20 protein-coding genes are annotated in these 19,942 nt (G+C 54.7%); 11 read left to right on the top strand and 9 right to left on the bottom strand.

Features of this window, described 5'->3' with window-relative positions; genetic code table 11:
* The first annotated feature begins 350 nt into the window (after positions 1-350).
* From ACIP6T_RS12200 to ACIP6T_RS12180, 5 genes are all read left to right on the top strand, one after another.
* On the top strand, positions 351-1,364 hold the full coding sequence (locus ACIP6T_RS12200; RefSeq protein ID WP_097098175.1) for a LacI family DNA-binding transcriptional regulator: 1,014 nt from the start codon (positions 351-353) through the stop codon (positions 1,362-1,364).
* 17 nt (positions 1,365-1,381) lie between these two features.
* Entirely contained in the window at positions 1,382-2,206 is an 825-nt protein-coding gene (locus ACIP6T_RS12195) for a sugar phosphate isomerase/epimerase family protein (RefSeq protein ID WP_400457377.1), read from the top strand.
* A gap of 234 nt (positions 2,207-2,440) precedes the next feature.
* Positions 2,441-3,169 (top strand): gluconate 2-dehydrogenase subunit 3 family protein, encoded by a 729-nt coding sequence (locus ACIP6T_RS12190; RefSeq protein WP_400457376.1) that lies wholly within the window; start codon positions 2,441-2,443, stop codon positions 3,167-3,169.
* An 18-nt stretch (positions 3,170-3,187) separates the two neighbouring features.
* Positions 3,188-4,957 carry a GMC family oxidoreductase gene (locus tag ACIP6T_RS12185; RefSeq protein ID WP_400457374.1) on the top strand — a complete coding sequence of 590 codons (1,770 nt, stop codon included), beginning with the start codon at positions 3,188-3,190 and terminating at the stop codon, positions 4,955-4,957.
* Positions 4,958-4,959: 2 nt separating this feature from the next.
* Positions 4,960-6,273, top strand: a complete 1,314-nt coding sequence (locus tag ACIP6T_RS12180) for a c-type cytochrome (protein ID WP_400457371.1) — start codon at positions 4,960-4,962, stop codon at positions 6,271-6,273.
* 212 nt (positions 6,274-6,485) lie between these two features.
* Here ACIP6T_RS12180 and ACIP6T_RS12175 read toward each other — a convergent pair whose 3' ends face one another.
* Complete coding sequence (locus ACIP6T_RS12175; protein WP_400457369.1) at positions 6,486-6,950, bottom strand: heme-degrading domain-containing protein; 465 nt, start codon at positions 6,948-6,950, stop codon at positions 6,486-6,488.
* Positions 6,951-7,195: 245 nt separating this feature from the next.
* Here ACIP6T_RS12175 and glsB point away from each other — a divergent pair, with 245 nt between their 5' ends.
* From glsB to ACIP6T_RS12160, 3 genes are all read left to right on the top strand, one after another.
* Entirely contained in the window at positions 7,196-8,119 is a 924-nt protein-coding gene (gene glsB, locus ACIP6T_RS12170; protein ID WP_400457367.1) for a glutaminase B, read from the top strand.
* Positions 8,120-8,366: 247 nt separating this feature from the next.
* On the top strand, positions 8,367-8,780 hold the full coding sequence (locus ACIP6T_RS12165) for a DUF2946 domain-containing protein (protein WP_097098182.1): 414 nt from the start codon (positions 8,367-8,369) through the stop codon (positions 8,778-8,780).
* A 66-nt stretch (positions 8,781-8,846) separates the two neighbouring features.
* Complete coding sequence (locus ACIP6T_RS12160) at positions 8,847-10,592, top strand: DUF2534 family protein (RefSeq protein ID WP_097098183.1); 1,746 nt, start codon at positions 8,847-8,849, stop codon at positions 10,590-10,592.
* A gap of 80 nt (positions 10,593-10,672) precedes the next feature.
* On the opposite strand, the gene ACIP6T_RS12155 is transcribed toward ACIP6T_RS12160, so the two are convergent.
* A complete protein-coding gene (locus ACIP6T_RS12155; protein WP_400457364.1) occupies positions 10,673-11,689 on the bottom strand; it encodes an NAD(P)-dependent alcohol dehydrogenase in 1,017 nt (338 codons plus the stop codon).
* A gap of 114 nt (positions 11,690-11,803) precedes the next feature.
* On the bottom strand, positions 11,804-12,073 hold the full coding sequence (locus ACIP6T_RS12150) for a hypothetical protein (RefSeq protein WP_097098185.1): 270 nt from the start codon (positions 12,071-12,073) through the stop codon (positions 11,804-11,806).
* Between the two features lie 277 nt (positions 12,074-12,350).
* On the opposite strand from ACIP6T_RS12150, the gene ACIP6T_RS12145 reads away from it, so the two are divergent.
* The 3 genes from ACIP6T_RS12145 (at position 12,351) to ACIP6T_RS12135 (ending at position 14,705) form a co-directional block, all read left to right on the top strand.
* Positions 12,351-12,911 carry a thioredoxin gene (locus ACIP6T_RS12145; RefSeq protein WP_097098186.1) on the top strand — a complete coding sequence of 187 codons (561 nt, stop codon included), beginning with the start codon at positions 12,351-12,353 and terminating at the stop codon, positions 12,909-12,911.
* Positions 12,912-13,026: 115 nt separating this feature from the next.
* Positions 13,027-13,950 carry an extracellular solute-binding protein gene (locus ACIP6T_RS12140; RefSeq protein WP_400457361.1) on the top strand — a complete coding sequence of 308 codons (924 nt, stop codon included), beginning with the start codon at positions 13,027-13,029 and terminating at the stop codon, positions 13,948-13,950.
* Positions 13,950-14,705, top strand: a complete 756-nt coding sequence (locus tag ACIP6T_RS12135; RefSeq protein WP_400457359.1) for a molybdate ABC transporter permease subunit — start codon at positions 13,950-13,952, stop codon at positions 14,703-14,705. The genes ACIP6T_RS12140 and ACIP6T_RS12135 overlap by 1 nt, the downstream gene beginning before the upstream one ends.
* A 444-nt stretch (positions 14,706-15,149) precedes the next feature.
* On the opposite strand, the gene ACIP6T_RS12130 is transcribed toward ACIP6T_RS12135, so the two are convergent.
* The 6 genes from ACIP6T_RS12130 to ACIP6T_RS12105 form a co-directional block, all read right to left on the bottom strand.
* Positions 15,150-15,623: a heme-binding protein gene (locus ACIP6T_RS12130; protein WP_400457357.1), complete on the bottom strand. Its 474-nt coding sequence runs from the start codon at positions 15,621-15,623 to the stop codon at positions 15,150-15,152.
* A gap of 86 nt (positions 15,624-15,709) precedes the next feature.
* A complete protein-coding gene (locus ACIP6T_RS12125) occupies positions 15,710-16,321 on the bottom strand; it encodes a response regulator transcription factor (RefSeq protein ID WP_097098190.1) in 612 nt (203 codons plus the stop codon).
* Positions 16,322-16,325: 4 nt separating this feature from the next.
* Entirely contained in the window at positions 16,326-17,657 is a 1,332-nt protein-coding gene (locus ACIP6T_RS12120) for a sensor histidine kinase (RefSeq protein WP_400457355.1), read from the bottom strand.
* Between the two features lie 93 nt (positions 17,658-17,750).
* Positions 17,751-18,527 carry an ABC transporter ATP-binding protein gene (locus tag ACIP6T_RS12115; RefSeq protein ID WP_400457353.1) on the bottom strand — a complete coding sequence of 259 codons (777 nt, stop codon included), beginning with the start codon at positions 18,525-18,527 and terminating at the stop codon, positions 17,751-17,753.
* Positions 18,524-19,210, bottom strand: a complete 687-nt coding sequence (locus ACIP6T_RS12110) for an ABC transporter permease (RefSeq protein ID WP_097098193.1) — start codon at positions 19,208-19,210, stop codon at positions 18,524-18,526. The genes ACIP6T_RS12115 and ACIP6T_RS12110 overlap by 4 nt, the downstream gene beginning before the upstream one ends.
* Before the next feature lie 9 nt (positions 19,211-19,219).
* The gene (locus ACIP6T_RS12105) at positions 19,220-19,939 is read right to left on the bottom strand and encodes an ABC transporter permease (protein WP_097098194.1); all 720 of its coding nucleotides are present in this window, start codon (positions 19,937-19,939) and stop codon (positions 19,220-19,222) included.
* Positions 19,940-19,942 lie beyond the last annotated feature (3 nt).

Genomic DNA, 19,942 nt, shown 5'->3' with positions numbered 1-19,942 from the left:
GGATATCTATTCTCGCCAATGCCAGATTTGATACCGGGTGCAAAAAAGCCTGCACTCACGCGTAAAAATGGCTATTTCGCGCTTTCTACTGTGCAAAATGTCAGCGATATCGGGCTGGCAGTCAATTCAGCAAAGTGGAAATGAGCGAAATGGATCACAAAAAGTTAATGTAATGCACCCGATTGCAAAAAATGTTGCAATCGGGTGCACTGATCAAACATAATCGCAACATCATAAAAACAGGGTTATTTGTCGCGCTTTCCGCCAAATGCCGCGCTTGGGTGTTTATTTTCGGTTGGGTTTCACGTTCAATGCTGGGGGTCTTCCGCTAATACCCCTACGCAGGTGCTATGAGTAAACCAACCGACAAACCACACAAAGCCACAGCCAGCGACGTGGCACGACTGGCAGGCGTCTCAAAATGGACGGTATCGCGTGCCTTTACGCCAGGCGCGTCGATCTCAGAGAAAGCGCGTGAACGCGTGATGGCCATCGCCAGCGAGCTGGGATATCGCCCTAACCTGCTGGCGCGCAGCCTGTCGCAAAAGAAGACGCACATTATCGGCGTGGTGATCGACGAGCTGAAAAATCCGCACACCATGCTGATGCTTGATACCGTTACCCGCCAGCTTCAGCAGCGCGGTTACATGGCGCTGCTGCTGAATATCGGCAGCGGCGAAAATTATCGCGCGGTGCTTTCGCTGGCCGATCAGCTGCAGGTCGATGGCATGCTGTTTCTCGGCACGGTGCTGAGCGATGAGCTCATCGCCGTTGCGCGCGAAATGCACCACATTCCGCTGGTTCAGGTGTGTCGTAATAATGACGAACCGGGTATTGAGGTGGTGAGCGTCGATGGCTTGCGGGCAGGCAAACAGTTGGGTGAACTGCTGCTGGCACAAGGTTATACGCGTATCGGTTACATGATGGGGCCCGCCACCAGAAGCCATCACACGCTCCGCCTGGAAGGCCTGCAGCAGGCGTTAAATGAGGCGGGATTACCGCTTGATGTGCTGCTCACGGCTGGCGCATATGCCCGTGAGTGCAGCTACGCAGCGTTAACTGACTACCTGAACGCGCAGGCCCCCGACAAGCGTGTTGAAGCGTTGTTTTGCGAGAACGATGTGCTGGCGCTTGGCGCACTGGCGGCTTTACGTGAAGGGGCAGGCAATAAATTTATGGCGGTGGTGGGTTTCGATGATATTGACGAAGCCAGCTTGCCCAGCTGGCAGCTCACTTCGTTCAGCCAGCGCATTGATTTGATCATCACAGAAGCCTTAAACCGGCTGATTGATGGACGTGCCACTCCAGGTGGCGTTTGGTCTCAGGGAGAATTGCGTATTCGTCGCTCTCACCTGAAGCCGTGAGGTAACAAGGAGGAGAGATGAAGTTGTCGTTGCATGGCGTGTCTGTTTGGTACAGCAATGCCGTCACTCAGTTACGCATCGCCCATGAAACGGGCTTTAGCGGATTAGAAATCCTGCCAGAACATCTGTATCGCTATCTGGATAACGGTGGCAGCTATGCCGCCTACCGCGATTTGATGGCGAAATACAGCATCGAAATTACCTGTATCAATGCACTGAAACGCATTGGCCGCCATCAACCGGAAGCGCGTGCTGAACTGTTACGCGAAGCGGAAAAAATCTGTCAGGCCGCGGTTGAACTGCGTTGTCCAGTGGTGCAAATCATGGCGCTGACCGAACTTGATCACCTGACTGATGCCGAGCGCGATGCCATCCTGCTGGACAACATCTCCGCGATTGCCGATATCGGTGCGCCGCTCGGCATCAAATTCCAGATTGAAGTAGTGGCGTTCACCGCGTTCAACTCACTGCAGCACGCGCTCGATCTGATTAAACAGAGCGGCAAAGATAACCTGGGTGTGGTAGTGGATTTCTGGCATCTGCATGCGGGCGGCGCTACCACGCCAGCGGAAGTGGCGCGCATGGATAAAGATTTGATTTATGGCGTGCACTTCTGCGATGGCCGCGCAGCCAAACCAGGCGAAGCCTGGGACGAGTGGGTACAGCGTAATTACGCACCGGGCGAAGGAGAAGTTGATATTTCCGCCTGGGTCGAAGCGGTAAAAGCCACCGGTTACGTTGGTGTATGGTCGCCGGAATTATTAAGCCCGCGCAACTGGGAACAGGATCTCTGGGATATTTCCCGTCACTGCTATGAAGATATGAACAAATATATTCAATAAAGGTAAATTCAATTAACGGATTTTCCGTGAATAATAATGGCCCTGGCGGCCTGATAAATGACGTGCCGTATTTAAATACTTTCTGCCAAAAATAATAACGAACGTGGATTCGTCGTTGATGCCTGTGCGCTATTTGCATAGTGCATCACCGTGTTTGACAGTTCAGAACGTCGTGCTCTGTAAATAATAATCAGTGGTGTCCATCTTAGATGGAATGATTAAGGGATAAGAAGTATGAACCGAAGAGAAGCGCTCTTTTCGCTCAGTGGCATTGTGGCATCACTCGCCGTTGCGCCGCAGCTGCGCGCTAAAGAGCTACACAATGTTCCACTGGAAACCCAACTCAGCTCCGATCACCTGCCGCAACCGGCATGGCAAAATGGTTATCGGGTGCTCACTAACCCGCTGGATCGGCAGAATTTGGCCGCCATTTTTGATCGCCTCATCCCCGCCGATGATCTCGGCCCATCGGCCAGTGAAGCGGGTGGGATTGAATTCCTCGATAACCAATTAGCGGGTGATTATGGCTCCGGCGCAGCGCTCTATTTGCAGGCGCCGCTACACCCGGAAAATGAAGAAGCCTTAATGGGCAGTCCGCAATTCCTCACGCCACCGAAAGAGCGTTATTTAACCGGCTTAGCTGCATTGGAAAAGTGGGCACAGCAACATCATCAAACCTCTTTCCACACCTTATCAGTTCAGCAGATCGATGACTTCCTGACGAAGATGGAAGACGGAAAAATCGATTTAGGAAAAGACGTTAATAGCCAGGCGCTGTTTGAATTAATGCTGCAAAACGCGCGCGAAAGCTATTTAGCCGATCCGATTTATGGCGGAAATAAAAATATGGCGGGATGGAAGATGATCGGTTTTCCCGGCGCACGCTATGACTATCGCCCTTATATCGAACGCCGTAATGAAAATCTGGCGCTTATTCCCGTCAGTCTGATTCCTAACGATTAAATAGCCGGAGCTGATTTAATGTCACTAGTAAGAAATAAAGCTGACGTGGTGATCGTCGGCCTGGGTTGGGCCGGTTCGGTGATGGCGGAAGAGCTCACCCGCGCGGGACTGAACGTGGTTGCCATCGAACGCGGTGCCTGGCGCGATACTTCTACCGATTTCCCGGTCGCCATTGATGCCGACGAACTGCGTTTTCATACGCGCCGTAAAATCCTGCAGCCCATGAGCGTGGAAACCACCACCTTCCGCAACCGTAGCGATCAGGTGGCCGCCCCGGTGCGTAACTGGTCAGCGTTTCAGTTTGGCTGGAACGTCGGCGGCGCGGGCACGCACTGGGCGGGGATGTCATGGCGTTTCTCGCCGTGGGATTTTGAAGTGGCAAAGCAAACCCGCGAACGCTATGGCGCAAAAAAGATGCAGGGTTTGCAGCTACAGGACTGGGGCGTAACCTACAACGACATGGCGCCGTTTTACGATCGCTTTGAGCGTATTGCCGGAACATCCGGTATCGCCGGCAATCTCAACGGTCAGCTGCAGAAAGGCGGCAACGTATTTGAAGGGCCGCGCTCGCGCGACTATCCCACGCCTCCGCTGAAAGATACGCACTGGATGAGCAAATATCGCAAAACTACCGAAAGCATGGGTTATCACCCCTTCACGATCCCTGCCGGTAATCTCTCTCAGGCTTACGTGAATCCACTCGGCGTCAGCATGGGCCCGTGCACGTACTGCGGCTTCTGCGACTTCCACGGCTGCGGCAACTTCTCCAAATCCTCACCGCAAGCGTGCATTTTGCCGGTGCTGATGCGTCGTCCAAACTTCACGCTGCTGACCGAAACTGAAGTACTGCACGCCGTGAAGCATGACGATGGCAAAACGGTGAAAGGCGTTAAATTCATCACGCAGGATGGCGTAGAAGGTTTCCAGCCTGCCGATATCGTCTGCATCACCGCCTATCAGATGGATAACGTTCGTCTAATGCTGCTCTCCGGCGTGGGCGAGCAATACGATCCGCTCACTGGCCGCGGCACCATTGGCCGAAACTACAATTACCAAACCTGCTCCACGGTCACCGGATACTTCGATAACGAATATATGAACCCGTTCATCGGTGGCGGTGCGTTAGCAGTGCAGATTGATGACTTTAACGGTGATAACTTCGATCACAGCGAACTCGATTTCATCGGCGGCGCGGGCATCATGGGCTTCTCCACCAACGGCCGTCCGATTCAAAACATGAATAGCTTGCGTCCCGGTACCAAACGTTGGGGCAGCGAGTGGAAAGCGGGCTATAAGCGCGATTACCAAAGTGCAGGCACCATCTTCTGTCAGGGCACCTCAATGCCGATGCGCGAAGCCTATCTCGATCTTGATCCGAACTATAAAGATCGTCACGGCCAGCCCTTAATTCGCACCACTTTCGACTGGAACCAAAACGATGTGCGCATGGCGAAATACGTCACCGACCGCGCCATCAACATCATGAAAGAGATGGGCGGGCAGCATTGGGTGGTCGATAACCAGGCAGAGAAGCGCTGGAACCCCTACCAACAGCAAAGCTCACACACCATCGGTGGCGCGGTGATGGGCGCCGATCCTCGCACCTCGGCCCTTAATCCCTATCTACAAAGCTGGGATGCACACAACCTGTTTGTGGTGGGCGCGTCAGCCTTCCCTAACAACGGTGGTTACAACCCAACTATCACCGTGGGTGCGCTGGCGGTTCGCGCCGCGCAGGCAATTCACCAGAAGTACATCAATAACCCGGCACCGCTGGTGGGGGCGTAATCATGGCGAAAGCAAAGAAGATAACCTACACGCTCGCCGCGCTGGCGGTGCTGGCTGGCATTGCGGCAACAGGCAGATTATGGGTGGTGTTGGACAGTGCCCGCTCCAATGTGGCCGACGATAAGGTGCAGTTGGCCGATTTTCACAGCAATGATTCTGCTGCCATCAAGCGCGGTGAATATGTGATGCGACTCGCGGACTGCGCCGCCTGCCACAATGCCGACTTCTCCGGCGGCTACAAGATCGACACGCCGTTTGGCGCGCTGAAAACCTCGAACATTTCGCCGGATCGCGCCACAGGAATCGGCAAAATGACCGAGCGCGACTTCTTCAACGCGGTGCGTCAGGGGCGCGGCGAACATGGCTTCCTCTATCCGGCGATGCCATACACCGCTTACACCCAGATGAGCGATGGCGATATGCACGATCTTTGGGCCTATTTTTCGGTGCAAAAACCGGTGAACAACGCCGTAGATGAAAATGCGGGCATGAACTTCCCGTATAACATTCGCCTGGCGATGGCAGGCTGGAACCTGTTGTTTTTTGATAACAACGCGTTTAAACCGCAAACCACGCAGAACGACGAATGGAATCGCGGCAAATACATTGTGGATGGTCCCGCGCACTGCAGCGTTTGCCACACCGCGCGTAACGCGCTGGGCGGCGAGATTGCGAGCCAATATCTACAAGGCGGCAATCTGGGCAGCTGGTATGCACCGGATATCACGCCAAATCCACATGCTGGCATTGGCAAATGGAGCGATGCGCAAATCGCCGACTACCTGAAAACCGGCTCTAACGGCGAGAGCGTGGCGGCAGGCCCAATGGCGGAAGCAGTTGAGCACTCAACGCAGTATTTTAACGATCGCGATCTGCAATCCATCGCCACCTATCTGCGCAGTTTACCGGCGTCTTCCACGCCGCCAGCCGCTGAATTTGTCATGGATAAAAGCCGTTACGATCAAGTCGCTCTGCGTTATGAAGTGGATTGCTCTGCCTGCCACGGCTTGGCCGGTGAGGGTATCACCGGCATGGTACCTGCCTTTGCTGGCAATGGTGCGATGCAAAACGATTCCACCAACATGATTCATGCGCTGCTGGATGGCGCGCGGGCGCCGCACACCGAAGGCCGCCCAACGTCCGCAGGCATGCCGTCATTCTCCTGGAAGCTTAACGATCAGGAGATGGCCGACGTGCTCAACTACGTAAGGAATTCGTGGGGCAATCAGGGCGCAGAAGTGAAAGCCAGCCAGGTTGCGGAAGTGCGTAAAGTCACCGGCGCGGGCGATAAGTTGAAGGTGCCGGCGATGAAATAAATGTCATTATTTTCATCACATGCTGAAGCGGCGCGATTTATCGCATAATGCTCGCCAGTTAAGTCATAAAAAACCCTCATTACCGAGAGCACTATTGTAGCGGCGCAATTCATTGCGCGATAAATCGCGCCGCTACGAAAAGTGCAGCAATTTGATGCGGTGCTTAACCGATCGGCATTACGCCATTCATGGTGCCGCTTCACACTGGATCATTAGCGCAGCAGCTGGGTGATTCCCCACAGCGCTAACGCATGATCCTCTTCTGACGGTAAACCACTAATAGTGACGGCGCCGATGATCGCGCCCTGCGACGTTAGCAGCGGGAAAGAACCGCCGTGATCGGTATAATCTTGCTGACGGATATGACGCTGCTCTGCCATACGTTCGCCCTTCTGCTCATTCACAAGCCCCACATACATCGACGAGTGGCCGGTCAACAGCACGGTGTTACGCTTGCGCCGCATCCATTCAAGGTTTTCCGGCGTTGATCCCGGCAGCGCAGCCAGAAACAGCACCTGACCAAAGGCGTAGACTTCGATAGCAACAGGCGCGTTATCCTCACGAGCGCGCTGCTTAATGCTTTGCCCAATTTGCCACGCCAAATCAAAATCAAACTGCGGTAAACGGTGCTCAGCTTCCTGCTGTAATAGGATTTCCAGAGACGGGAGCGATGACATGATAGATTCCTCTCAATTTGAAATAAAAATTCCATATTTTATACCATGGAAAATATCTTTCGCACATGATGAAGTTCTCAGTTCATTCGCCGTTTACGGGAAGCGCTGCCCTCTCTCAAACTCGAGAGAGGGATTTGGCTGTTCAACCATTACCCAGAAGCCTCACAGAATTTTGCGCCGCCGATTGACGCGCTGCGCACAAATCACCATTATCCTGGCCACGATTTACTGCACGGAGCGTCAAGGTGTCGGAACTCAGTAATGCATTGCTTGAAGAGATTGTGAGTGAAGTTCGTCCATTAACGCAGCAGGGTAAAGTGGCGGATTATATTCCAGCGTTGGCAGAGGTCGATGCTGACTACCTCGGCATTGCCATTTGCACGCCCGATGGACGCTGTTTCCAGGCGGGTGATGCAACGACACGCTTTTCAATTCAGTCGATCTCTAAAGTGCTCTCACTCAGCGTGGCGCTCACCTTGTATGAAGATGGCGAGATCTGGCAACGCGTGGGAAAAGAACCCTCCGGCCAGGCGTTTAATTCACTGGTGCAGCTGGAGCTGGAACAGGGTAAACCGCGCAATCCGTTTATTAATGCCGGTGCGCTGGTGATGTGCGACCTGCTGGAAAGCCGCCTCACCGCACCGCGTCAGCGCATGCTGGAAATTGTGCGCCGTCTGGCGCAGCAAAATGACATCAATTACGATCGCGCTGTAGCGCGTTCTGAATACGAACACTCAGCGCGCAACGCGGCGATTGCCTGGCTGATGAAATCGTTCGGCAATTTTCATAACGATGTCAGCAAAGTGATGGAAACCTACTTCCACTACTGCTCGCTGGCGATGAACTGCGAAGAGTTAGCGCGCACCTTCCTCTATCTTGCCAATCACGGCCGCACCCAGGATGGAGAATCGGCGGTGATTTCGCCGCGTCAGGCGCGGCAGGTGAATGCATTGATGATGACCAGCGGCATGTATGATGGCGCCGGAGAATTTGCCTGGCGCGTCGGAATGCCGGCCAAATCTGGCGTCGGTGGCGGCATTGTGGCCGTGATTCCCGGCGATATGAGTATTGCCGTCTGGTCGCCCGCGCTGGATCATTCGGGCAATTCATTAGCCGGTACCGCACTGCTGGAGAAACTCACCGAGCGGCTGGGAAGATCGATTTTTTAATTGTTCTGATTAATGCGACCCAAAGAATGAGCGCAACTGGTTTACCTGCAATGCTATTTTTATGGCCCCGCCCATAATGTTTCCGCGTTGTTCTTATCAGGTTGCATTGAAGTTAAAAGCTCCGCTTCATTAAGTGACTTTTTTCAAAAGGTGCGAATTTTTTCTAAAATAGGCTGAGTTTTTTTAACCCATCAACGGCAATCGCGTTACACTTCCGCCTCATTTACGGAATTATCCACTCGCTACCATGACGTTTTCACATCACTTCCGCCAACGTTTGACTGCCTGCGTCGCCATTGTGGCGGTGCTGCTGCTGTTCGTCGCGCCGATTGTGTCGAAAACCCTGATGGAACGTCACAGTCAGATGATGGCGATGCCGCAGCACAGCATGATGGATAGCTCAATGAGCCACCACGAGATGATGGCGGACATGCCGATGCCGGGCATGAGCCATCACATGATGGATGACGGCGAGTTTGCCTGTGGCTATTGTGACCTGCTGGTGCACGTGCCGCTGCTGATGTGGGTATTCATTCCGTTTATCTGGTTAATTCTGGTGATTTCGCGCGCGCCGCCGCTGCCTCACGTGGTTGCGCCGATCGTGCGTCGCTTCAGCACTATTCATCGCCCGCGCGCACCTCCCGCACTTCTTCCCTGCTGATCTTATTCACTACGGTGCACGCTCTGTTTGTGCGTTGCGCTAACACCATTTCTTTTTGGAAGGAAGATGGCTTTGTCTGCTGCTCACTCTGCAGCACCGCGCGGCGCGGTGCTAAATTTGCTACGTCGCTTACATTTTTATATTGGCCTGTTTGTCGCCCCATTTATCTTTGTGGCGGCACTCAGCGGGACACTTTATGTACTCACGCCTCAGCTGGAAAACCTGATTTATGCCGATGCGCTTACCGCTGAACCTCAGGGCAATGCACAGCCGCTGTCAGCACAAATCAGCGCGGCACGCGCCTATGCAGGTGAAAACCAGCATATTTATGCGGTGCGCCCGGCTCCGGATGCCACGGATACCACCCGCGTGCAATTCAGCGATCCCGCGCTCGGTGCCTCACAATCTCGCGCAATTTTTATCGATCCCTACAGCCTCAAGGTAAAGGGCGATATGCCGGTATACGGCACCAGCGGCGTATTACCGCTGCGCACTACGCTTGACCTGCTACACAGCAGCCTGCTGCTTGGCGATTTTGGTCGCAACTACAGCGAACTGGCGGCGTCCTGGTTATGGGTAGCCGCACTTGGTGGCGTGGTGCTATGGCTGGGAACACGTCCGAAACGTAAGCTGAAGCAGCCGCGCAAGGGCTTCGCGTTCAGTCGCCACTGGCACGTCACGCTCGGTTTGACGTTGGTGGTGGGTTTGGTGTTTTTCTCGGTCACCGGCCTGACGTGGTCGCAATGGGCGGGCGGTAATATCGACCGCATGCGTACCGAACTGAACTGGTTAACGCCGCAGGTGAACACCTCACTCAACAGCGAGGCACCAGCAGCTCCCGCCGATCCCCATGCCGACCACATGCCGGATATGGATATGTCGGACATGAGTATGCCGATGTCAGCGATGACCAAACCTGCGGCCGCAGCAGCAAAACCGATGCCGAATAATGCCGCCGACAGCGATTGGGATCGCGTGCTGAATGCAGCACGGCAGGATGGGCTGAGCGCATCGAAACTCGAACTGCGCCAGCCGAAAAGCGTGGATAAAGCCTGGGCGGTGACGGAAATAGATCGCAGCTGGCCAACGCGGGTGGATGCTGTTTCAGTCAATCCACAGGATTTCAGCGTGGTGGATCACGTCTATTTTGACCGTTTCCCGCTGGTAGCAAAGTTAACGCGCTGGGGCGTGGATGCGCACATGGGCGTATTGTTCGGTTTGCCGAATCAGCTACTGCTGGCCTTCTTTGGCCTTGGTTTATGCAGCATGATTGGTTTCGGTTATCGCATGTGGTGGATCCGTCGCCCCAGGGATGTTGATGCCAGTCCGGCACAAACACTGACCGAAACCTGGGTGGCATTACCGCACTACGCCAAAGGAGCATGGCTGATGCTGGCATTGGCGCTGGGCTATGCTCTGCCGCTGATGGGCGCGAGTTTACTGGCATTTTTAGGGGTGGATATCCTGCGCTGGCGTAAGCAACAGCGAGCGCCATTGGATGAGGCGGCGCTACTGGCGTCGCAGCAATCGCCACTCGGCATTATTCGCGCGCGTTTTGCGGTGAAACGGAAAGAGATGCGTTACTTCCTGCGCGGTTTGTTTATCCTCGCGCTGATTGTCGGCACGGTAATGAGTAACGCGATTATCGGTGGCGTGATCGATCAATACGGCATCCCATTCAGCCACTGGTCGCTAACCATGTATATCACGCAGGGCTTTATGATCGCGTTGTATACCACGGTGTTTACCGCATTAACCTCCATTCCGCTATGGTACTTCTTCCTCGGCGAAAAGGATGATTCACGGGGATAACTGCAGTCTATGAAACGGTGCGCATACATGCGCACCTAATATCACAGGGTCGGCATTGCTGCCGACCTGGTCATCCGAGCTTAGAAATCAGCTTTCAACACTACGCGGTAATTGGCTTTACCGGCGCGTACGTGCTCCAGCGCGTCGTTGATTTTCGACATTGGGAACTCTTCAACATGCGGGGCGATATCCGCACGTGATGCCAGTTTCATCAGCGAGCGAAGCTGCCCAGGTGAACCGGTGGAGGAACCTGTCACAGCGCGATCGCCCATAATCAGGCTGAAAGCGGGTACTTCAAACGGTTTCATCACCGCTCCCACGGTATGGAATTTGCCGTGCGGTGCCAGCGCCTGGAAGTACGGCTGCCAATCAAGATCTACCGCTACGGTGCTGATAATCAGATCAAACTGTCCAGCTAGCGCGTTCAGCGCCTGAGGATCGCGGCTGTTTACCACGCGATCGGCGCCCATCGCCTTAATCGACTCGGTTTTGCTGGCGTTGGAGCTAAAGGCCGTCACTTCGGCGCCCATTGCACGCAGCAGCTTAATCGCCATATGGCCTAAACCACCGATACCAATGACACCCACGCGGCTGGTAGCAGTAACGTGATGCATCAGCAGAGGTTTAAACACCGTGATGCCGCCGCAGAGCAGCGGGCCCGCAGAGGTGAAATCCAACGCTTCCGGCAGCGGGATCACCCATTGCCAGTCAGCATGCAGATGGCTGGCGAAACCGCCTTTATTCATGATAGTTGGCACAGAACCGTTTTCGCAGTTAACGTGCTCGCCATTAATGCAGGCATTACAGTGCTGACAGCTTTTTGCCGTCCAGCCAATCCCCACACGCTGGCCCACTTTCAAACCTTTGTTTTGTGCCGCGTCGCCTAAGGCGCTAATGCGACCAATCACTTCATGGCCTGCAATCACAGGAAACGAAGAAATACCCCATTCATTATCGATCATCGAAAGATCTGAGTGGCAAACGCCACAGTAATCGACCTCAACCTGCACTTCTTCCGCAGCCAGTGGACCGGCCTCATACTCGTAAGGCACCAGCGCCTCGCCGGCGTTTAAGGCGGCATAACTTTTGATTTTCATTACTGTCCTCTGTATCAGCGTTTTTGACAGAGCAAGTCTAGCAGAGCGCTATTCACCGCTATGGCCATAATTCCGCCACTTGACCGCGATGTCCGAGATGAAAAGCATTCAGGGTTAAAGCCGATCGTGATTAAGCGGCGTGCGGTACGCAACGCGCGCCTCTTCAATTAACTGGCTAGCGGTGACCGTGGGCGGCAATCGCATCAACACTTTGCTGGCTTGCCAGTAACACAGCACCATGGCTTCATCTGATTCGCTTTCCGCCATCTCCATGAGGCGACTGCGCAGGGTGGGCACGTCTATCGTTTGCTGCTCATCCATCATTTCAGTAATGGTTTCGATAAGTACCTGATGAATAATTTTCCAGGAGATATTGGCAAACACATTGAACCTCGATGCTTAACGTTCGGCTCCAGGCAAATGAATCAAAAATGCCGCGGATGCGGCAGGCTTATAAGCGTGAAACAGGATTAACTATAGCCGCTTATTTTCTGAGCAACCCCGCTGGAGCCTCTACTTTCTTGTAGCTTGCGGATCTATAAAACGATTTTTTTGCTTCGTTCGAATGGCCTTGTAACAAAAAAGCACAAGCTGGCGCTGGCTGTCCGCGCAGTGCTTTGCCAAAGTAAGGCCACGTCTAGTCACATAACAGGGAATTACGATGAGCCAATCCACTGCATTACATGCCGATCCGTTGGTTTGGGGCCACGGTCCAAAGGTGTTTGAAGCGTTTCTGGAACCCACCTGCCCGTTTTCCGTGCGCGCGTTTAATAAGTTTGATGCGCTGCTGCGGCTGGTGGGTGAAGATAAAATGACGTTAAAGATCCGTTTGCAGTCGCAGCCGTGGCATATGTATTCCGGTGTAATAGTGCGTTATATCCTGGCAGCCTCGACCTTACCGGAAGGCAAAGCAGCAGCAAAAAAAGTGCTGCAGGCAGTCGCCGATCATCGTGAAGAATTTGAGTTTACCGATCACAGCCATGGCCCAAATATGGACGCCACGCCAAACCAGATTCTCGATCGCCTGGAGCAGTACAGCGGTGTGAATGCACGCGAACCTTTCCTGCGTGCCGAGCTGCAAAACGAGATCAAATGGCACAGTAAATATTCGCGTCAGAACGGCATTCACGTATCGCCTACTTTTATCACCAACGGCTTAGTTCAGTTGGATATCGGCAGCGGCGATGACATCGAATCCTGGGCCAAACGTATCCTCGCCTGACTCCTGTGGCCTGCGACGGCAGGCCTTTAGTATGATTTCGCAATAGATTTTCCCTTGCACTGCGAAGGCGATTTCCGATAATCGCTATCTACCTAATTATATAGCGAGAAAGGGAATGCGACACACACACCTCACCGCGCTGCTGCTCACCGCTGGCGCGGGCTTGAGTTTGCATGCACAAGCCAATACCGATATTCGCGTCACTTATGCCGGCTCCATGGGCAAAGTCATGGATCAAGCTTTAGGTCCAGCCTTTGCTAAAGAGAACGGTGGCAAGTACGAAGGCCAGGGACAGGGCGCATATGGTATGGCGCGCTTGCTGGCGAGCAAAAAAATTACCGCCGATGTATTCGTATCCATCACGCCCGGCCCAATGCAGATCCTGAAAGATGCCGGCTTAATTGACGATGCGGTTCCCGTTGCGAGCACCAGCATGGTGGTGGCGTACAGCCCGAAAGGTCAATATGCGCAGCAGTTTGCTCAGGCAAAAGGTAGCGATGCCAGCTGGCTGAAAGTGCTGGCAACGCCGGGTATCAAGTTTGGTCGCACCGATCCGATCAACGATCCTAAAGGTCAGAACATCATCTTCACCCTGCTGCTGGCGGAGAAGTATTACCAGCAGCCAGGCATCGCCGATAAAATTATGGGCGGCTATCAAAACCCGGCGCAAACCCATCTCGAAGGCGGCCTGTTGACGCGTTTGGAAAGCGGTCAGGTTGATGCCGCAGCCGGTTATGAGAGCGAAGTGATCTCCGCGCATCTGCCTTATGTGGCGTTGCCCGACGAGATAAATCTGAGTAATCCCGCGATGGCGAAACAGTGGTATGACACGGTGAGCTTTAGCGTGAAAGACAGCGAGGGCAAAGACAAAGTGTTGCATACGCAGCCGCTGGTCTACTATGCGGCCGTGTTGAAAAATGCCCCACACGGCAGTGCGGCCGGCAAAGCCTTTGTTGATTTCATGCTCAGCCCGTCAGGCCAGGCGTTATTTAAACAGAATGGATACGCCGTACCAAAAGGCGGTTCAATTTACCCGTAATGAAAATCCGTCACGCTACCGCGCTGTGGCTGTCACTGCCGGCACTGCTGTTGCTGGCGGTGCCGTTTCTCACGCTGATTGGCGTCACCCACTGGCAGCACCTGCAACTCGCGTGGGGTGATGGCAGTGCGATTGTGACCTCGCTAGGTTTAGGAGCCATCGCGCTGCTGCTGATTTTTATCAGTGGCTTGCCGGTGGCATGGTGGCTGTCGCAGGCCCGGGGACGGGCACGGTTGATGGTTGAACTGCTGGTGATGATTCCGCTTCTGACGCCGCCGCTGGCGATGGGGATTTTATTGGTCAGCGCCTACGGGCCTTACAGCGTGCCAGGCGAGTTGCTGAGCAAGTTTGGCTGGACACTGGTCAACAATCCTGCCGCCTTTGTTCTCGCGCAGTGGTATGGCGCACTCCCCTATTTCATTACCAGCGCTCGCTCGGCATTTGCCGGCGTGCCGATGGATATTCTGGAGGCGGGCTGCACGCTAGGTGCTTCACCGTGGCAACGTTTCTGGCGCTTGTCGATACCGCTCGCCGCGCCGGGATTGGCCTCAGCTAGCGCGCTGGCGTGGGCACGCGCCATGGGTGAGTTTGGCATTGTGATGATCTTTGCCTATTTCCCTCAGGGGATGCCGGTGCAGCTCTATAATAATCTGCAAAACAACGGGATTGATGCGGTGTATGTGCTGCTGTGGCTGTTGCTGCTGTTTACCTTGCCAGTGCCGCTAATCAGCTTTGCGCTGTCACGCCGCGTATAAGATGGTCACTGATGGCGTAATGCCGACCGATTAAGCCACGGTTTGTGCTTCTGCTCGGTGCGCATTAATGCGCACCCTACTGTATTCCAGTGCGTAGGTTGTAGGGTCGCCACTGATGGCGTAATGCCGATCGGTTAAGCCACGGTTTGTGCTTCTGCTCGGTGCGCATTAATGCGCACCCTACTGAATTCCAATGCGTAGGTTGTAGGGTCGCCACTGATGGCGTAACGCCGATCGGTTAAGCCACGGTTGTGCTTCTGCTCGGTGCGCATTAATGCGCACCCTACTGTATTCCAGTGCGTAGGTTGTAGGGTCGCCACTGATGGCGTAATGCCGTTCGGTTAAGCCACGGTTTGTGCTTCTGCTCGGTGCGCATTAATGCGCACCCTACTGTATTCCAGTGCGTAGATTGTAGGGTCGCCATTGATGGCGACCTGGTGCCGATTACTGAATCGCTTTCAGCGCATCCATCGCACAGGCTTCATCCAGATTTCCGCCCGGCGCGCCGCCGATGCCAATCGCACCAATCACCTGTTCACCGCTTTTCACCGGCACGCCGCCTGCCAATAGCAGGAAGCCAGGAACGTCACGCATATTCTGCGCGCCCGCATTGCTCTGCGCGGTTTCCATCACTTTCCCGCTGAGGTTTTTGGTGCTCAGCGCGGTATACGCTTTCATCTGGCTGGCTTCGATGGTGTGCGGACCGGCGTTATCCATGCGCTGTACGGCTTTAACCAGCCCGGCGCGATCCACCACGGTGACGGTAACGTTATAGTTTTTCGCCGCACACGACTGAATTGCTGCGCTAGCGAGCTTCTGCGCATCCGCCAGTGAAAGGTTGGATTCGGTTAATGCAGCGTGACTGCCGAAAGAAACAACGGCCGCCACAGCGGCGATGAGAGAAAGGCGCATGTTCATGTGTCACTCCTGTTTAATAGTGAGTGACACTGTAATCCGCAGGCAGGAAAAGAAATATTCGGGCGATTACGCGTTCGGCCAGGTAGTTATACCTGGTTCAACTGCTGCCAGGCGTGAATCAGTTGCGCGAGATTATTGAGCTCCAGCTTGGCAAACACCGCGGCACGGTGCGCCTCAACGGTACGCGGCGACAGCGATAAATCACGCGCGATCGCTTTGCTGGTGTGACCGGCGATCATCAGCTGCATGACTTCACTTTCACGTGCGGAAAGCAAGGCAAAGCGCGCCTGCAGCCCCTGCTGCGACTGCCAGCGATCGGCACGCTGCTGGCTTTCATTCATCGCCTGATGAAGCGTTTCCAGTAACGGTTCGATGTCCAGCGGTTTGGTATAAAACTCAAACGCTCCCTGGCGAAACGCGCGGCGACAGGCATCGATTGTCCCGTGGCCTGTCATAATAATCACAGGCAACAGCGGGTGGCGATCGCCCTGCTCCGCCAGCCAACTCAGTCCGCTAATCCCCGGCATCCGCACGTCCAACAGCAAACAACCGCGCAGCGGCTCACGCGATTGTGTGGCTGCTTCAAACGCGGCTAGGTCGGCAAAATCTTCCACCTCATAATCCAGCGCTTTCAGCAGAAAACCGAGCGATTCACGCACGGATAAATCATCATCCACTAACCAAACCTTCGCGCTCATTCCGTTACTCCGCCAGTTGGAAAATTAAGGTTATTTCCGCGCCGCCCTCAGCGCGATTCGCCAGCCTGAGCTGACCATTCATGCGTAACATCAGGCTCTCTACCAGCGTCATGCCTAATCCCATGCTATTGGCGCGTGAGCTGTAAAACGGCATGCAGGCCTGCGCCAATCCTTCCGCAGAAAAACCTGGGCCGTTATCGCTGATGGTGATCTTGATGCCGTGCGGAGCATGCTCCGAAACAATTTTTACCCCTGCATCAGCGCGGCCTTGCTGCATATGTATCGCGTTCTGAAGCACATTGTGGAATACCTGTTCCAGCCATTGAGGATCGCTCATTACCTGCACCTGATGGTGCTGGAATTGCTGATGCAGCGCGACATTGCCCTCTTCCAGTTCTTGTTGCAGCAATAGCGTCACCCGGCGCCATACCGCTTCCGGGTTGACGGCACTCATCGTCACCGGACGTTCACTGACAATATCGCGAAAGCGCTGTAGCAAGCCGGCGAGACGCTCGGTTTGCAGGCTCATGGCGTTAAGCGCTTGCGGAAGATTCTCGTATTTGCCCTGCTTTAACAGCAGCTGACTGCTGTGCAGCCAGGTGTTAATCGCGGTCAGCGGCTGGTTGATTTCATGAATAATTCCCGCGGTAAATTCTCCCAGCGCTTCGCGACGTGAACGTTGAAAATATTCAGCGCGCAGGCGCATCGCCACATGCTGGCGCCAGTGTCGCAGCAGCCATCCGCCAAGTGCACCGATCGCCAGCCACACCAGCAGCGCCAGCACAAAAGGCAGCATGTGCAAAGCTCGCCAGTCAGGATTCGCACTCCCTTTCAGTAAGAAAGGTTGATAGTGATTGATAAACGGCCGCTGCCACTGCCAGCGGGCAGTCTCAGAATAGGCCGCCGCCTGAATGGCGGGCTGCGCATGGATATGGAACGCAAGCGCGAGCGCGACATCCGGCGTTTGCAAGGCAAAATGCAAATCCACCAGCATGCGGATCTGCCGATAAGGATTGTAAAGCCAGTAGCGTCCGCCGCTCACCTCTTCAAAGCGCGGCGCGGTAAGCGGACGATTAACGGTATGCTCCAGCAGAACAATCTGCGGGAATTTTGTTTGCAGATCGGCAAGCTTTTCATCGCCAGTGAGCAGCGGCAACAGCGTTTCGTTCTGCGTTTGATAGGCAGCCAGGCGATTAAACTGCTGATGAAAATGCGCTTCCGCCGCTCGCTGCTGCTGCAAAATTTGATCGGCAAACAGCGCTATCAAGGTGATCAGCACAAGCAGGAGCCAGGCCAGCCAATACCTTTTCATCCATGGGCGGTAAGTGTGAGGCATAATTTTCCGTCGCTCGACAATGAAAAAACCCTCCGTTGAGAGGAGGGCGATTTTTCCACACTTTGCTTGGGAAAACCATTAGCACTATTCTGGTTAGCTGTTGCGCTGCAAGTGACTCGTGACAAAGGCGCGACAGCGTGCAGACAGGGGATCGCTAAACACCTGCTGCGGCGAACCGGCTTCCTCAATCTTGCCCTGGTGCAGGAACACCGCTTTATTCGACACATCGCGCGCGAACCCCATTTCATGGGTCACGATAATCATGGTGCGTCCCTCCTCCGCCAGGCTGCGAATGACGCGCAGCACTTCACCCACCAGTTCCGGATCCAGTGCCGACGTTGGCTCATCAAACAGAATCGCTTTCGGCTGCTGCGCCAGCGCACGCGCAATGGCTACACGCTGTTGCTGACCGCCAGAAAGCTGCGACGGCCAGGCGTTGCGTTTTTCATACAGACCCACTTTGTGCAGCAGCGCTTCAGCCTCTTCTATCGCCTCTTTGCTGCTGCGCTTTTGCACATGCACGGGCGCTTCGATGATGTTCTGCAACACCGTTTTATGCGGCCACAGGTTAAAGCTCTGGAAGACAAAACCCAGCTGCATGCGCATCAGTTTAATGCGGCATTGCTGCTCGCGGCTCAGTTTCTCATCGGCGTTGTCGATGGTGACCACTTCGTCACCCACCGCTATTTCTCCGCCCTGCGGCACCTCCAGAAACGGGATGCAACGCAGCAAGGTACTTTTGCCCGAACCACTGGCTCCAATCAGTGATATCACATCGCCATCCTGCGCCGTCAGGCTGATGTCATGCAGCACTTCATGCCCGCTATAACTTTTTCTGAGATGGCTCAGGGCGATAGTGGGTTTGCTCATGGACGTGCTCCAACGTGATAAGGGGACAAACGGCGCTCCAGCAGCGCCACGGCTTTACTCACCAGCACGGTCAGCAGCAGATAGATAATTGCCGCGCTGATAAAGACCTCCAGCGCGCGAAACGTCTCAGAGACGATCGAATCGGCAATGCCGGTCATCTCCATCAGGCTAATGGTACTCACCAGCGACGTGGATTTGATCATCGAGATAATTTCGTTGCTGTAAGCCGGGAGTGCCTGACGCACCGCCAGCGGCAGCGTGATACGGCGCAGTGTGGTAAAGCGCGACATGCCGCTCACCTTCGCGGCTTCCAGCGACTGCACGCTTACCGCATTCAGGCCACCGCGCAGAATCTCTGAGGTGTAGGCTGCATCATTAAGCACCAGCGCAATCAAGCCGCACCAGTAAGGATCGCGCAGCAGCGGCCACAGTACGCTTTCACGCACCGCTGGCAAACTGCCAAGGCCATAATAAATCATGAAAATCTGAATCAGCAGCGGCGTACCGCGAAATACCCAGACGTAGAAACGCGTCACGTAGCTGCCAAGCCGATTTTGTCGCAGCAGGTTAAGCAGCAGCGCCAGTATGCCGCCGCCGAGCAGGGATAGCAGCGCCAGGTTGAGCGTCAGCGGCAGGCCACGCAGCAATGCCGCTAGCGTGTTTTGCAGAAAAGTAATGTCCATTGTGGCTCCTTACAACCGCGCGCGTTGCTGGCCGCGCATGGCCACTTTTTCCACATAGCGGAAAACAAAGTCAGAACAGGTGGTGATAATCAGGTAGATCACCGCTCCCACGCTGTAGAAGAAAAACGGCATCTGGGTGGAGTTCGACGCGGTGGAAATCTGATTCATGGTTTCCACCAGACCGGTCACCGACACCAGCGCCGACTCTTTGATCACCGACTGCCACTGATTGCCCATGCCCGGCAGCGCGGTTTTCAGCGCCTGCGGCACAATCATGCGGCGGAACAGCATCAGGCGGCCCATCCCCGTCACCGTAGCGGCTTCCAGCGTACCTTTCGGTATGGCATAAAATGCCCCGCGGAATACGCTACTTTGATAAGCGCCGGAAATCAGACCGATGGCGATGGCGCCGGCGACAAAACCGTTCACATCGAACGGACCTTGCAGCCCGAGGCTTTCCCCCACGAACGACACCACCTGACGTCCACCAAAGTAAAACAGGTAGATCACCAGCAGTTCCGGCACGCCGCGAAACAGCGTGATGTAGCCACTAGCGAGGCGCTGTTGCCAACGCGCGCCACCAATCTGCATCCAGCACAACAGGCTGCCAAGGATCGCCCCCAGAACCCATGCACACAATGAAACGGTGACGGTCACCGTGGCGGCGTTAAGCAACACGCCGCCCCAACCTTCGTCACCAAACCCTAAGAGTTGCCAATCAATAGCCATAAG

Origin of the sequence: Pantoea sp. NPDC088449 (assembly GCF_044753225.1) — a bacterium.
GTDB classification, from domain to species: Bacteria; Pseudomonadota; Gammaproteobacteria; order Enterobacterales; family Enterobacteriaceae; genus Pantoea; species Pantoea floridensis.
Note: the sequence above shows the minus strand (reverse complement) of the source record. Positions and strands in the feature narration are given on the sequence as shown.